A 14,625-nucleotide genomic window follows, 5' to 3' on the forward strand; every position below is an offset into this window, starting at 1 on the left:
TCGCGCTTGGCTTCTCCATCGGTTAGCGCGTTCATGGTGCCTGGATCAACCATCACCCGGAGCAACGACATGGACACGATCGCACTCACCGCCGCCCAGCAGCTCCTCCTCACCCGCGCCGCCGACCTCCACGGAGGCAAAGTGGTCGAGTTTCCTACCGGCGTGCGCGGCGGCGCACGCAACAAGATACTGCAAGCGCTGCTCGCCCGCGATCTGGTACGTGCCGACGGCGACGACTGGTTGATGACCACCGCGGGGTACGCGGCGATCGGCCGGGAAGCGCCGGCAGCACCCGCTGCCCCATGCCGCACCCGCCAGCACACCAAGCAGGCCTTCGTCATCGAGATGCTGCATCGCCCCGAAGGCGCGACCCTCGCGCAGATCTGCGCATCGACGGGCTGGCTCGCCCACACCGTGCGCGGAGCCCTGTCTGGCACCCTGCGCAAGAAACTCGGCCTCGCGATCATCTCCGAGAAGCGCGCCGACGGCGAGCGCACGTACCGGATCGTCTGGCCGAAGCCAAGGGTCTGCGCTCCGGCGCAGGCTGCATCCCAAGGGGCGGGAATTCAGTTCCGCCCCTTTCTCCGGCTCCATTCTCCCCGTCCCCGATCGTCCTCAGGCACGCCGCGACCTCCCAGGCCGCCAACCGCAAACCCCTGCAAACCTCAATTTGCACGCTGTCGGTAGCGAAGCACTGCGCTCGCGCCCCCCGCATGGCGATTCGGGCGGGAAGGACCCCTTTTGCCTGTGCAGGGTGGCGGGCGTCGCTCACCGGCACCTGAAGCCCCTGCATCCGGCACAGAAGGTGGGTTTGGTGGAATAAGTGGGTTTACTTCCCCTTGCTCTATATAAATGCCATCTGCCAAATCGCTCGCGTAAGGATGGGAACACCCCCCTAATCCTACAAACCCACCCTTGAGCCGGGCTGCGAAGGCGAACACGAAAGGGGCTCGCGCTACGCATGCAAGCACCGAGCTCGGGCCCGATCGAGAAATAACGCGTTTTAGCGGAGGTCAGCGGAGAAGGTCGCCCATCAGCACCAATCCATTGAATACGCGACCTTTTCCTCGATTTTCAATCTCCCATACTGTCACTCCATGAGCATCACGACGGATCGCCGAGCCCCATCGAGGGACCGGTCGATCAGTGGTCACCGCCCTCAGGAGGACAGCAATGCATCTCACCCCGCAACAGCTCGCGGCCCGCTGGCAGATCAGCGAGAAGACCTTGGAGCGCTGGCGCCGCCGGGGGACTGGACCGCGCTTCCTGCGCGTCGTCGGCCGCGTACTGTATCCGCTCGAAGCAGTCCAGGCGTGTGAAGCCCAGGGGCTCGTCGTGCGGAAGCATCAGGAGCCCCGTTCGTGAGCGGCCCCGCCTCCCCCTCTCGTCGTCGCGTACGGTACTTCAAGCGCGAGGTACAACGCGCGCTGGCCAACGGGGGTATGCCGCGGTTCCTCGATGCGCTCTTTGGCGTCGGCGCCTGGACCTACGACCCCGTCGAGAAACTGTGGATCGTGCCCGATCGCAACGCTTCCGGGCCAGGGCGCGAGTACTACTGCATCCAGATTACCGGCGACTGGTTCAAGGCGCGGCTCTCCGACGAGGAGTGCTCATGAACGTCCCGAGCGCACAGCCGATCCGCTTCACCGTGTTTCACGCGCAGCAACCGCGGCGGCTCTCGAAGGCCTTTCGCCTCGCCGCCGACGGCACGCTGACCCGTGAGTCGGGTGGCGTGTTGGTCAGCGGACGGGCGCGGCAAGTGGCGATGACGAGCCTGGCCGAGTTCGCCTCGATCCTGAGTGCACTCACCCCTGCCAACGCCGCCGCTTTCGGCATCACCCGATTCGCAACCGTTCGCATCGTCCCCAAGCGCGAGGCCCATCACCCGAATCTCCTCCATCGCCCTTGCGAGCAGCCGATCGTCTCTCGCACCCGCGAACACTTTGACTGGCCTGCCAGCCCGGGCCTGATGATGCTCGATTACGACCCTGCCCCCGGCTGCGAAGCACTCGCCCCGCAGGCGTGGCGCGAGGTCCTGTACGCCGTGTGGCCGCAACTGCAACTCGCGCCCCACCTGTGGCGTCCTTCGGCGTCGTCGTGCATCGAGAACATCGAGACGGGCGAAGTCCTGCGCGGGATCACGGGTCAACGCCTCTACATCGTCGTCGCCGACGCGACCGACATCCCCCGCGCTGGCCAAGTGCTGGTTGATCGACTGTGGCTCGCGGGTCACGGCCGCTTCGATGTCTCGCGCTCGGGCGCCTTGCTCGAACGCACCGTCGTCGATGCAGCCGTGTGGCAACCCGAACGGCTGGACTTCTGCGGCGGTGCGCAGTGCGAACCGCCCCTGGTGCAGCGCCTGTGTGATCCGGTGATCTTCAACGATGATGCATCGCCGATCGATACGGTCGCCACCCTGGCCGAACTCAGCGCGGCCGAGCAAGCCCAACTCGCTGCGCTCAAGCGCACCCTGGAACAGGAGCCCGATCTTCAGAATGAAGTGAGCCTTGCCCATGCAGCCTGGGTCGAGGAGCGTCTGACGAGCTGGCAGAGCCGCCATCCGGAAGCGGATGCCGAGAGCGGTCGCAAGCTCCTGCTGCGCGCGGTGCGCGACAAGCGCCTGATGGGGGACTTCGATCTGGTGCTCGATGACGGCGAGCGCGTCAGTGTCGGTGCGATGCTCGACGATCCGGAGCGCTATCACAACCGCCGCTGCGCCGATCCGCTGGAGCCCGATTACCAGCACGATGCGCGCATCGCGTGGATCAACCTGCGCAATGCCGGTCGCCCCTATATCTACAGTCACGCACACGGCGGCACGCGCTACACCCTGCATCGCCCTGCGCGCACCCTGCGCCTGGTCGGCGGCGAGTTGCACCGATTGGTGCGCAGCGTGCTCGACCTGATGCGGCTCGACGGTACTGTGTTCGATCGTGGTGGTGAGCTCGTGCACGTGAGTCCGCGCGGCGCGGTCTATCCGGTGACCGCCGAATGGCTGACCGTGCATCTGAGCGCGCTGATCAACTTCGAGCGGCTGAGCCAGCGAGCCCGCAACTGGTACGCCGTCGACTGCCCGCTCGATCTGGCCAAGCGCGTGCTGGCGATGCGCGGCAGCTACGGGCTCCCCAAGCTGCGGGCGGTGCTGACCGCGCCGGTCCTGACCCTCGATGCCCGCGTGCTCGATCGCGACGGTCATGACCCACAAACCGGGCTGCTGCTGATCCTGAACGAGCCCGAGCAGCCCGCGATCCCCTTGCACCCGAGCGTCGAGCAACTGCGCGCAGCCATCGACGCGCTCTGGTTTCCGTTCAAGGACTTTCCGTTCGTCGGGCCGATCGATCGCGGGGTGATGCTCGCAGCCCTGCTCACTGCAACGCTGCGTGCGGTGCTGCCGACCGCGCCGGGGTTTCTCTTTACTGCACCGAGCGCGGGCAGCGGCAAGTCGCTGCTGGCGACCTGCCTGTCGATTCTGGCCGGCGCGGATCCGGCCTCGCTGATGCCCCCCACCTTGGAGGAAGAAGAACTGCGCAAGCGGCTGTTGGCCGCGCTACGCGAAGGCAAACCGGCACTCATCTTCGACAACATCGCCGGCCAACTCGATAGCGCCGCGCTGTGCGCCTACCTGACCGCACGCGAGTACGGCGACCGCGTGCTGGGGGCCTCGGTGACGATCTCGGTGCCGGCAACCGGACTGTTTCTGGCCACCGGCAACAACGTTGCGCTGGTCGGCGACCTCAATCGCCGCCTGCTCGCCTGTCGCATCGATCCGCACAGCGACAAGCCCTACCGCCGCGCCTTTGCCCTCGACCCGGAGCGCAATGTACGCGAGCACCGCCAGACGCTCGTGCGTCACGCGCTGGTCCTCGTGTGCGGCTATCTCAGCACGGGCACACCGATCACGCCCGACCGCACTGCCAGCTTCGAGGACTGGTCGGACCTGGTCCGCCAGACGGTGCTCTGGGTGGGCCAGGCGGGACTGCTCGATGTTGCTGATCCGTGCGACGCCATCGACTCCTCCTACGAGGAGGATCCAGAGACGCGCAAGCTCGGCAGCCTGCTGAGTTGCTGGCACGCCCTCTTCGGCGACAAGCCGAAGTCGGTGGCTGAGGCGATCACGCTCGCGACCGACCCGGTGGTCAGCGGCCGCATCCCCGCGGACAGCGACCGGGGGCGGCTGCAGGACGTGCTGATGGAGATCGCCGGCGAACACGGGCGCATCAACTCGCGACGCTTGGGGCGCTGGATCGAGCGCATGGCCGGGCGGATCTGCGAGGGGCTTCGCATCGAGCGGGGTGGACGCGCACACGGCGTCTCGAAGTGGCAGGTGAAGCCGACCGTAGGGGGGTTTGGTGCAGAAGGTGGGTTTGCCACGCCTTACGCGAGCGATTTCGCAGTTGCCAAATGTAGAGAGCAAGGGGGAATACCCCCCCCTACGCCACCAAACCCCCCGCTCCATTCATCAGCCCCAACGACCGAGGGTTCTGCGCGTCCGAACGCACGGCGCATGGGCGATGCGTGCGCCGGCACGCCTGCCCGGCCCGTTTCCGACTTGACCCCCAACGCCACGCCGCGAGGCGCAGAGCGCGGCATTCGCTACGGAGACCCGCGTGACTAATCACAACCTCCATCCCGTCTGGAGCAAGGCCCTCGGGCTGAACCCCCAGCCTGCGGCCGAGACGCCGCAACCGGCTGCCACCGCCGTCGCCCCATCGGCGGCGGCGGACGGTTGGCACGTCATCCGGGCTCTAAATCCACGTCCCGGCGCCCCCGTCACGATCAGGAAGCAGTTCGGGCCGCAGATCTGGGTCAGCACGACCGTTCGCCCCGGCGACCCGCGCTACCCCGCTGACTTGCAAGCCTGAACCCTCACCCCCCTGGAGCCATCATGAACCTGATTTCTCAACTCAAAACCGCCTCCAAGAAGTCGGCCAAGCCCGCCGCGCCGGCCATCGAACCGCCCGCGCCGACCGTGCCAGACGTGCCAGCGGTGCCAGCCAGTCCCGCCGACGACATTCGAGATCTGGATGCGCTGGCGGCCATGCTGCAGCAACTGCAAGCGCGCAACCAGCAGTACCAAACCGCGATCAACGCGCTGATTGCCGCCCGTCGCGTCGTCAATGGCTGGGACCCCAAGCCCGAACCGGATCTGATCTGGTCGGTACGCCGCGAAGTACTCGAAGCCATGGGGGACCGGGAGGCCTTGGCGCAGTTCGACCAAGAGCATGCAGAGAAGATCGCTGCTGAGCAGGCCGCGCGCCGGGCCGCTGCCCAACTCGTACTGGAGGCACCGGCACGCGCGAAGGCCCTGGAGGAGTACATCGTCGACCTTGCCGCCGAGATGGCCCGCGACGTCGATGAGGTCTTCATCCACGAGGAGATGAAGCGCGTATTCCAGCCCAGCGCAGAACGGATGCTGACGGCGGCACGTGCCTTCGTTCAGGCCTGGCAGGAGATGAGGACCGTCGAGTCGACGCTGAAAGGCTCCCTGCGTCTGGCCCATTACAGCATTCAGGGTGACCGCAACACGGGTTACGACATGACCCTGATCGGCAAGCCCAACCAGGGGGATCTGCTGCCCAACCTGATCGAGGGGCTCGCGTTCTCGGATCTGGCCGAGCTGAACCGGCAGTACCACGGACTGGACGATGCGCTAGCACGGCAGATCTCGCAGCGCCTGAAGGAATACGGCATTTCACCCGGAGTGCTGTACGTCTATCACCCCGGCGCTGCGAGTGACGAGCGCCCGATCTACGCACCCGATCCGAATCCCCCGAGCAAGCGCCCGCAGGAGATCCCTTTCGCTGCGGCGACCGTGGTCACGATCAACAACTGACGGCGTTCCGAGCCCGCCGGGCAGAGCCTGGTTTTGACTTGGCTTCTGCTCGGCACAGCGCGTTCATGGAGGTCCGCAAACCCCTCTTGGAGAAAGCAATGAGCACCCACCAAACCCTGCGCGTACAGGTCACCGACACCAACCACCGTCCCCGCGGCGTGATGACCATCCAAGCCGACTTCGATCACATCGGCCCCTACCGCGTGGTGCACGACGGGCGCACGTACTGGTTCACCGGCAAATCCGGCACGCACTGCGCCAGCGGTGTGGCCACGCGCGAGATGGCAACCGCCAACGAGGAGCGCCTGTGGATCACGCTGGGCGGCACCGCCGTGTGGGAGGACTGAGATCATGACGGATCCGCAACACACCATCGCGGCGCAGTTGGCAGCCCTGCCCTCCATGCGGATGACGGAGCTCTGGGCACTGTGGGACCAGCACTTCCCGCGGCGGCCCAGCCACCACAATCGCAACTACGTCGAGTCGCGCCTGGCGTACCGCATCCAGGAACAGGCCTACGGGGCGCTGCCGACCAACGTGCGCAAGATGCTGGTCGAGGCCGGCGCCAAACACTCCAAGATCAAGACCCACGTCGGGCGCGGCACACAGACGCTGCTGATGCCCGGCACGACGCTGATCCGCGAATGGGAGGAGCGCGAATACCGCGTGACGGTCACCCCGGAGGGGCTCTACGCCCTCGATGGTCACCTCTTCAAGAGCCTGTCGGCGGCGGCACGCCACATCACGGGCACGCGTTGGAATGGGCCGAAGTTCTTCGGCCTGCGCGACGGCAAGGGGGGTGAGCAATGAATGCGCCCCTGCAGGTGCCACCAAGGCGCTGCGCGGTGTACTGCCGCGTTTCCAGCGACGAACGACTGGACCAATCCTTCAACTCCATCGATGCGCAGAAGGAAGCGGGCCACGCCTTCATCAAGAGCCAGGGCCATGAGGGCTGGATTGCCGTTACCGACGACTACGACGACGGCGGTTACTCCGGCGGCAACATGGAGCGGCCCGCCCTGCGTCGCCTGATGGCCGATATCCAAGTGGGCAAGATCGACATCATCGTCGTCTACAAGATCGACCGCCTCAGTCGCTCGCTGGCCGATTTCGCGCGGATGGTCGATGTCTTCGATCGCCACCGCGTCAGCTTCAGCGCCGTCACCCAGCAGATCAACTCGGCGACCTCGATGGGCCGCCTGATGCTCAACGTCCTGCTCTCCTTCGCACAGTTCGAGCGCGAGGTCACCAGCGAGCGGATCCGGGACAAGATCGCGGCGAGCAAGGCCAAGGGGATGTGGATGGGCGGACCGCTGCCACTCGGTTACGACGTCCGCGACCGGATGCTGGTGGTGAACGAGACCGAGGCGGCCTTGGTGCGCCGCATCTTCGCCGACTTCGTCGCGATGCGTTCGGCCACGCTGATGGTCAAGGCCTACGTCACGGAAGGCGTGGGGACCAAGCGTGGCAAGTCCTTCACCAAGCAGACCATCTACAAGATGCTGAACAACCGGGTGTACCTCGGGGAGATCGTCCACAAGGGGCAGAGCTTCACCGGCCAGCACCCAGCCATCATCACCCCGGCACAGTGGGACGCGGTGCATGCGCTGATCGCCACTGACGGCGTCGAGCGGCGGCGTGAAACCAATGACCGGATGCGCGAGCCGGTGCTGCTGCGCGGACTGTTGTTCACGCCCGATGGCGAACGGTTGGTGCCCAGTTTCACGGTCAAGCGGGGCAAGACCTATCGCTACTACACCCCGGTCAAGCACCGTCGGTTCGGCTCTTGGGCCAGCCAACATGGCTCCTTGCCCGCTGGACCGATCGAGGCGCTGGTCGTCGAACAGATCATTGCCGCACTGTCGGCGCCGCACGTGGTGCAGTCGGTGTGGGATCGGATTCGGGAAACCCACCCGGAGATGTCCGAAGCCGAGGTGGTGCTGCCCATGCGCCGGCTGGCCACGATGTGGGCGCAGTTGTTCCCCGCCGAGCAGTGCCGGCTGGCGCAACTGCTCATCGAGCGCGTGGTGATCGCCGACGGCGGCCTGGAAGTCTTCTGGCGGGATCAGGGCTGGCCGGAATTGGCGGCCGAGTTGGCGCCCGGAACCATCGGTGCCGAGTTGCAGGAACTGGAGGAGTCCCTGTGAAACCCAGGATCACGGCGACGGGTGCCCCGATCGCCCGCGAGCGTCGAGATGGCGGGGAAATCAAGCTGTCGACCTTCATCCCGTTGAAGATCCGCAAGCGTGGCACCCGCAAGGTGGTGGTGCGCCCAGATGGAGACGTCACTGCACCGGGCACGGCAGACACCCAGCACGATGCGCCCCTGATGGTGGCGCTGACCCGGGCGTTCTACTGGCAGCAGCTACTCGACGACGGCGTGCTCGGCAGCGGCAATGAGATCGCCAAACGCGAGGGCCTGCACCACTCCACGGTCAACGAACTGCTCCGACTGACGCTGCTGGAGCCCGCCATCATCCAGACCATCCTGGCCGGAAAGCAGCCCCGGTGCATGAGCCTGCTGTGGTTCCAGCACAACCCACTGCCGCGTGACTGGACGGCGCAGCGGGAGGTGCTGGCAGGGTTCGATGCCTGACCGCTAGCCTTGGTTGACGACGAAATTCCGCGCGTAAGCCCTTGATTCTTAGAGACCGCGCATTGCGCCTACCCGCAGCACAAACGGAGAAAAGAGACGGCGCTGGCCGAGAAAGGGGCCCGTTGCAGGCGTTTCGGCAGGCGACCACCCGCAGCACGGATCGCCGGAACCCCGCGCTACGCGGGGGACGCACCAAAAGGAAAGGGCCCGGAGAAAATCCGAGCCCTTGAATATGGTGGACCGAAGGAGGATCGAACTCCCGACCTCTGCATTGCGAACGCAGCGCTCTCCCAGCTGAGCTATCGGCCCTGAAAGAGCGCGCATTATAGTGAGACCCCGCGCGAAAGGGAAGTGCCTTGCGCACATTTGCGCCGTTCGAGGCTACGTGTGCCCTTTGCAGGAGCGACGCGAGTCGCGATCCGGCGGTGGAGCGGTGATGAGGCGTCGGTGAAGGCTCGGAGGCCGTCATCGCGACTTGCGTCGCTCCTACGTGTGCCCTTTGCAGGAGCGACGCGAGTCGCGATCCGGCGGTGGGGCGGTGATGAGGCGTCGGCGAAGGCTCGGAGGCCGTCATCGCGACTTGCGTCGCTCCTGCGGGGCAGGTAGCGCGAGGGCGCGGCAGGGCTAGTCAGTTGCGCCGGAGCCGACGGCGGCGCGGCCGAGGCGGTCGGCGACGGCGCGCCAGCCGGGGCCGCCGGGGAGCGCCTCGATCAGGATGAAGTCGGCGCCGACGCCGTCGAGGGCGCGCAGGCTGGCGTACAGGCCCTGGGCGTAGGCGGCGGGATCGGCCGGAAGGCTGCGCCAGCTCAGGCGGGCGTCACGCGGATCGGAGGTGGAGTGGGCGAGCACTGCGACGCGGCTGCCCTCACCCGCCAGCGCGGCGGCCTCGTCGGCGAGCAGCGCGGGCTCGACCAGGCGCAGCGGGGTGCGCGGGGCGTAATGGGCGGCGAGTGCGCCGGAGACGCGCGGAGCGGGCTGCGCTGCATCGGCTGCGGCGTTGGGGGCGGCGGCTTCCGCGAGTCCGGATGCGTCGCCGCACTGCCCTGCCCGCGCGGAAGCGGTTTCCGCGACCGACTCGCCCGGCACCCGCGGCCGGCGGCCGATGACGCGCGCGATGTCCTCGGGCGTGATCGCGCCCGGGCGCAGGATCTCCGGCACGTCGCGCGAGAAGTCGAGGATGGTGGATTCGATGCCGACCGCGCAGGCACCGCCGTCGAGGATCATCGCCACGCGCTCGCCGAGTTCTTCATGCACATGCGCGGCGGTGGTGGGGCTGATACGGCCGAAGCGGTTGGCGCTGGGCGCGGCCAGCCCGCCGTCGAAGGCCCGCAGCAGGGCGAGCGCGACCGGGTGCGCGGGCACGCGCACGCCGACCGTGTCCTGCCCGCCGGTGACTTCGTCGGGTACGTCGGGTGTGCGCTTCAGGATCAGCGTCAGCGGGCCGGGCCAGAAGGCGCGCGCGAGCGCGAGCGCGTCCTTGGGGATGGCGGCGGCCCACTGCGGCAGGTGCTCGACCGAGGGCAGGTGCACGATCAGCGGGTGGTCGGCGGGACGGCCCTTGGCGGCAAAGATCTTCTTCACCGCCTCGGGGTCGAGCGCGTCGGCGGCCAGCCCGTAGACCGTCTCGGTCGGCATGCCGACGAGTTCGCCCGCACGCAGCAGGGCAGCAGCCTCGGCGATCGCGGCGGGCGTGGAGGATTCGATGCGGCCGCGCCGTCCGGCCCCGGGGGTACTCATCGGCCGGCGCTCACTCGTCGCGGATGCCGATCGCGGCACGCGCGGCGAGCGCGCGCTCGAGCACCACGGCGGCATCGTCGCCGATCACCACGAAATGGCCCATCTTGCGCCCCGGGCGGGCGTGGTGCTTGCCGTAGAGATGCAGGCGCAGGCCGGGCACCGCGTGCAGCACCGACCAGTCGGGCTCGCGGTAGGCACCATGGCCCTTGCCATCCTCGTACCACAGCTCGCCAAGCAGATTCACCATCACCGCCGCCGAATGCTGGCGCGGAGTGGCCAGCGGCAGGCCGCACAGCGCCCTCACCTGCTGCTCGTACTGGCTGGCGTCGCAGGCGTCGATGGTGTGGTGGCCGCTGTTGTGCGGGCGCGGGGCCATCTCGTTCACCACCAGCTCGCCGCGGCAGACGAAGAACTCCACCCCCAGCGTGCCGACGTAGCCGAGCTTGCCGGCGATGCGCTCGGCGATCTCCTGCGCGCTCAGTTGCGTACCCTCACTGGGGAAGGCCGACGCGCGCGCCGGCGCGATGGTCACATCCAGGATGCCGTTGCGGTGGCGGTTCTCGCCGGCCGGGAAGGCGCGCACCGTGCCCGCCTCGTCGCGCGCCAGCACCACCGACACTTCGTAGTCGAGCGCCAGCATCTTCTCCAGCACGCAGGGTTCGCCCTTGAAGTGCTGGAAGGCGGCCACCGCCGCGTCGCGGTCGGCGACGCGGGCCTGGCCCTTGCCGTCGTAGCCGAAGCGCGCGACCTTGAGGATGGCGGGGAACAGCCCGGCATTGGCGGCGCGCACGTCGTCCTCGCTGCGGATGACCGCGAACGGCCCATGCGGCAGGCCGTTGTCGGCGAGGAAGGTCTTCTCGGCGATGCGGTTCTGGCACACCGCGACCGCGCCCGCCGCCGGATGCACCGGGATGAACTTGGCGAGGTAGTCGAGCGTGTCGGCGGGGACGTTCTCGAACTCGGTGGTCACCGCCGCGCATTCGTTGCCCAGGGTGTCGAGGGCGACGTAGTCGTCGTAGGCGGCGACCAGGTGGCGGTCGGCGACGAGGCCGGCGGGGCTGTGCGGGTCGGGGTCGAGCACCCAGACCTTGTAGCCCATCTCGTGCGCGGCCGAAACGAAAAAGCGACCGAGCTGGCCGCCGCCGAGCATGCCGAGGGTGGCTGGCGGGAGGATCATGCTGCGGCTCTCAATCCAGGCTCATGTCGAGCACCGCCTGGGTCTGGCGGGCACGGAAGTCGGCGAGTCTCTGCGCCAGCGCGACGTCCTCGACGGCCAGCAGCGCCACCGCGAACAGGCCCGCGTTGGCCGCGCCCGCCTCGCCGATGGCGAAGGTGGCGACCGGGATGCCCTTGGGCATCTGCACGATCGAGAGCAGCGAATCCTGCCCCGAGAGCGCCTTCGACTGCACCGGCACGCCCAGCACCGGCAGCGTGGTCTTGGCCGCGACCATGCCCGGCAGGTGGGCCGCACCGCCCGCGCCCGCGATGATCGCCTTGAGCCCGCGGCTGCGCGCGGCCTCGGCGTATTCGAACATCAGGTCGGGCGTGCGGTGGGCGGAGACGACCTTGGCCTCGAAGGGCACGCCGAAGTCTTCCAGCATCTTCGCGGCGGCCTTCATCGTGGGCCAGTCGGAGTTGGAGCCCATGATGATGCCGACGATGGGTTGGGTTTCGCTCATCTCGCAATCCTGAAAGGAAATAGGGGACAGACCCCGATTCTTCGCGGGTGAATAGGGGACAGCCCCCTATTTCCCGGCCGTGCGTTCGGCGGAAATCACCGTGTTTTCCAGCAGCATGGTGATCGTCATCGGCCCCACGCCGCCCGGCACCGGGGTGATCGCGCCGGCCACTTCCCTGGCCGACTCGAAATCCACGTCGCCACACAGCTTGCCGGCGTCGGGACCGTCCTGGAGGCGATTGATGCCGACGTCGATCACGGTGGCGCCCGGCTTGATCATGTCGCCGGTAACGAAGCGCGGCTTGCCGATTGCCGCCACCAGGATGTCGGCGCGGCGGGTGTGGAACGCGAGGTCCTTGGTCTTCGAGTGGCACACGGTGACCGTGGCGCCCGCGTTGGTCAGCAGCGTGGCCATCGGCTTGCCGACGATGTTCGAGCGCCCGATGACCACCGCCTCGGCGCCCTGCACCGGCACGCCGGCGGTCTCCAGCATCTTCATCACACCGTGCGGCGTGCACGGGATAAAGGCCTCGCGGCACTGCGACAGGCGGCCGACGTTCTCGGCATGGAAACCGTCGACGTCCTTCTTGAGGTCGATGGCCTCGAGCACCGCGGTCTCGTCGAGATGCTTGGGCAGCGGCAGTTGCACCAGAATGCCATGTACCGAGGGGTCGGCGTTGAGCTCGGCCAGCTTGGCCATGACCTCTGCCTGGGTGGCGGTCTCGGGGTAGTCGAAGCGCAGCGAGCGGATGCCGGCCTTCTCACAGCCGGCGACCTTGTTGCGCACATAGACGGCCGAGGCCGGATCGGCGCCGACCAGCATGACCGCGAGGCAGGGTTGCACGCCACGCGCCGTGAGCGCAGCCGCACGTTCGGCGATTTCGCCGCGCACGCGCGCGGACAGCGCGTTGCCGTCGATGATGCGAGCGGTCATCCTTCAAGCCCCCGAAAAAACCAGGGATTTTACAGCATCGCAGCGACGGCGGCCCGCACAGCGCTCAACGCCCCGCGCCGAGCGCCGGGCACTTGAGGCCGAGGGCGGTGATGCGGCCCTTGTCGCCCATCTCGCGCACGGTGAGCACGAAGGCGCCGATGTCGACGCGGTCGCCGACCACGGGCGGGCGGCCGAGGCGAACAGCGAGCAGTTCGCCCATCGCCAGCTCGCGCTCGGCCTCCTCGATGCGCAGCCCGTAGGCGTCGGCGAGGTCGCTCGCGCGGCTGCCGGGATCGACCACGAACTCGCCGAAGAAGCTGGCGTTGGCGTTGAGCTCGCCACGGCTGCCGGCGAAGCTGCGGGCGAGCTGCTCGGAGATCTCGTCGGGCGCGATCATCCACACCGAGTCGCCGGGGTGCAGGCGAGTGTCGGGGGTCAGGCGGTGCAGGCTGCCGGCGCGCACCAGGGCCACGCAGCGCACATCGTGGCCGGGGTGGTCGCCACCGAGCTCGTCGGGGTGGCGCCCCTCGGCCTTGGCGCCGGCCTCGACGCAGAACTCGAGCATGTCCACCGCAGCCGCATCGCCCACCCAGACCTCGCGCTTGTCGCGCGGCTCGTCGCGCGGCGGCACCTCAACGCCCAGCCGACGCGCCGCCAGCGGGACCGTCGCCCCCTGCACCAGCAGCGACAGCAGCACGACCGCGAAGGCGACGTTGAACAGCAGCTGCGAATCGGGCACGCCCATCACCACCGGCACGATCGCCAGCGTCACCGGCACTGCGCCGCGCAGCCCCACCCAGCTCACGTAGAGCAGCTCATTACGCGGATAGCGGAAAGGCGCCAGCCCGATCGCCACCGCGACCGGACGCGCCACCAGCGTGAGGAACACCGCCATCGCGAAGGCCTCGGTGGCGTAGTCGAGCATCTTCGATGGCGTCACCAGCAGCCCCAGCACCACGAACATGCCGGCCTGGGCGAGCCAGGCCAGGCCGTCCATGACCCGCAACACATGCTCGGTGGCGTGGCTGCGACGGTTGCCGACCACCACGCCGGCGAGATACACCGCGAGGAAGCCGCTGCCGCTCATGAGGTTGGTGGCGGCGAAGATGAGCGTTCCGCCGGACAGGATCAGCAGCGCGTACAGCCCGTCGGGCAGCGTCAGCCGCGCCATCAGCCGCGACAGCACCCACCCGCCCGCGAGCCCGAGGACGGCACCGAGCCCGAGCTGGCTCGTCAGCATCCACACGAAGCCGCCTACGCTGGCAGTCTCGGGCTGCAGCAGCATGCCCACCAGTGCGGTGACGAGCAGGATCGCCATCGGGTCGTTGGCGCCGGACTCGATCTCGAGCGTGGCCTGCACGCGCTCGTTGAGCCGCACGCCGCTGTTGCGCAGGAGCGCGAACACCGCCGCCGCATCGGTGGAGCCGACGATCGCGGCGAGCAGCATGCCGAGCCGCCAGTCGACATCGAGGATCCAGGTGGCGAAGAGCCCGAGCAGGCCCGCGGTGCCGATCACCCCCCAGGTGGCCAGCACCGCCGCCGGCTTGAGCGCGACGCGGAAGCTGCTCACCCGGGTGCGCAGGCCGCCGTCGAGCAGGATGACCGAGAGTGCCGCCTGCCCGATGAGGGAGGCGATGAAGAAGTCCTCGAAGACGATGCCGCCCGGCCCGTCCTCGCCGGCGAGCATGCCGACCCCAAGAAAGAGCAGCAGCAGCGGCAGGCCGAGCCGGGCCGAGATGGTGCTGGCAAGCACGCTGATGAACAGCAGCAGGCCGGTGAGCAGGAAGAGCGCGTTGATTCCGGTCATGCGGAGGCGAGGTTGGGGTTCGGCCGGTTGGGAGGGCGTT

14 protein-coding genes and 1 tRNA gene are annotated in these 14,625 nt (G+C 68.1%); 9 read left to right on the forward strand and 6 right to left on the reverse strand.

What is annotated here, in order from left to right; genetic code table 11:
- The first annotated feature begins 69 nt into the window (after window positions 1-69).
- From PO78_RS21500 to PO78_RS21540, 9 genes are all read left to right on the forward strand, one after another.
- Window positions 70-687 (forward strand): DUF3489 domain-containing protein, encoded by a 618-nt coding sequence (locus PO78_RS21500; RefSeq protein WP_082047938.1) that lies wholly within the window; start codon window positions 70-72, stop codon window positions 685-687.
- Window positions 688-1,173: 486 nt separating this feature from the next.
- Window positions 1,174-1,365 carry a helix-turn-helix transcriptional regulator gene (locus PO78_RS21505; protein ID WP_043746759.1) on the forward strand — a complete coding sequence of 64 codons (192 nt, stop codon included), beginning with the start codon at window positions 1,174-1,176 and terminating at the stop codon, window positions 1,363-1,365.
- A complete protein-coding gene (locus PO78_RS23075) occupies window positions 1,362-1,616 on the forward strand; it encodes a hypothetical protein (protein ID WP_043746762.1) in 255 nt (84 codons plus the stop codon). The genes PO78_RS21505 and PO78_RS23075 overlap by 4 nt, the downstream gene beginning before the upstream one ends.
- Complete coding sequence (locus tag PO78_RS21515) at window positions 1,613-4,615, forward strand: hypothetical protein (RefSeq protein ID WP_052484480.1); 3,003 nt, start codon at window positions 1,613-1,615, stop codon at window positions 4,613-4,615. Before PO78_RS23075 ends, PO78_RS21515 begins: the two co-directional genes overlap by 4 nt.
- A 270-nt stretch (window positions 4,616-4,885) precedes the next feature.
- Window positions 4,886-5,833 carry a hypothetical protein gene (locus PO78_RS21520; protein ID WP_082047940.1) on the forward strand — a complete coding sequence of 316 codons (948 nt, stop codon included), beginning with the start codon at window positions 4,886-4,888 and terminating at the stop codon, window positions 5,831-5,833.
- A gap of 98 nt (window positions 5,834-5,931) precedes the next feature.
- Entirely contained in the window at window positions 5,932-6,180 is a 249-nt protein-coding gene (locus tag PO78_RS21525; RefSeq protein WP_043746766.1) for a hypothetical protein, read from the forward strand.
- Between the two features lie 4 nt (window positions 6,181-6,184).
- Entirely contained in the window at window positions 6,185-6,643 is a 459-nt protein-coding gene (locus tag PO78_RS21530; RefSeq protein WP_043746769.1) for a DUF2924 domain-containing protein, read from the forward strand.
- 35 nt (window positions 6,644-6,678) lie between these two features.
- Complete coding sequence (locus PO78_RS21535; protein ID WP_197068817.1) at window positions 6,679-7,980, forward strand: recombinase family protein; 1,302 nt, start codon at window positions 6,679-6,681, stop codon at window positions 7,978-7,980.
- Complete coding sequence (locus tag PO78_RS21540; RefSeq protein ID WP_052484481.1) at window positions 7,977-8,429, forward strand: hypothetical protein; 453 nt, start codon at window positions 7,977-7,979, stop codon at window positions 8,427-8,429. The genes PO78_RS21535 and PO78_RS21540 overlap by 4 nt, the downstream gene beginning before the upstream one ends.
- Window positions 8,430-8,662: 233 nt before the next feature.
- On the opposite strand, the gene PO78_RS21545 is transcribed toward PO78_RS21540, so the two are convergent.
- From PO78_RS21545 to PO78_RS21570, 6 genes are all read right to left on the reverse strand, one after another.
- Window positions 8,663-8,738 (reverse strand) — tRNA-Ala (locus PO78_RS21545).
- A 315-nt stretch (window positions 8,739-9,053) separates the two neighbouring features.
- Entirely contained in the window at window positions 9,054-10,166 is a 1,113-nt protein-coding gene (locus tag PO78_RS21550; protein ID WP_043746776.1) for an L-threonylcarbamoyladenylate synthase, read from the reverse strand.
- 10 nt (window positions 10,167-10,176) lie between these two features.
- Window positions 10,177-11,343 carry a 5-(carboxyamino)imidazole ribonucleotide synthase gene (locus tag PO78_RS21555; RefSeq protein ID WP_043746779.1) on the reverse strand — a complete coding sequence of 389 codons (1,167 nt, stop codon included), beginning with the start codon at window positions 11,341-11,343 and terminating at the stop codon, window positions 10,177-10,179.
- 10 nt (window positions 11,344-11,353) lie between these two features.
- Window positions 11,354-11,845, reverse strand: coding sequence for a 5-(carboxyamino)imidazole ribonucleotide mutase (gene purE, locus PO78_RS21560; RefSeq protein WP_043746782.1), 492 nt, complete (start codon window positions 11,843-11,845; stop codon window positions 11,354-11,356).
- A 66-nt stretch (window positions 11,846-11,911) separates the two neighbouring features.
- Entirely contained in the window at window positions 11,912-12,778 is an 867-nt protein-coding gene (gene folD, locus PO78_RS21565; RefSeq protein WP_043746784.1) for a bifunctional methylenetetrahydrofolate dehydrogenase/methenyltetrahydrofolate cyclohydrolase FolD, read from the reverse strand.
- 64 nt (window positions 12,779-12,842) lie between these two features.
- Window positions 12,843-14,585: a potassium/proton antiporter gene (locus tag PO78_RS21570; RefSeq protein WP_043746787.1), complete on the reverse strand. Its 1,743-nt coding sequence runs from the start codon at window positions 14,583-14,585 to the stop codon at window positions 12,843-12,845.
- Between the last annotated feature and the right edge of the window lie 40 nt (window positions 14,586-14,625).

Origin of the sequence: Thauera sp. SWB20, assembly GCF_000831325.1 — a bacterium.
In the GTDB taxonomy this organism is placed as follows: Bacteria; Pseudomonadota; Gammaproteobacteria; order Burkholderiales; family Rhodocyclaceae; genus Thauera; species Thauera aminoaromatica.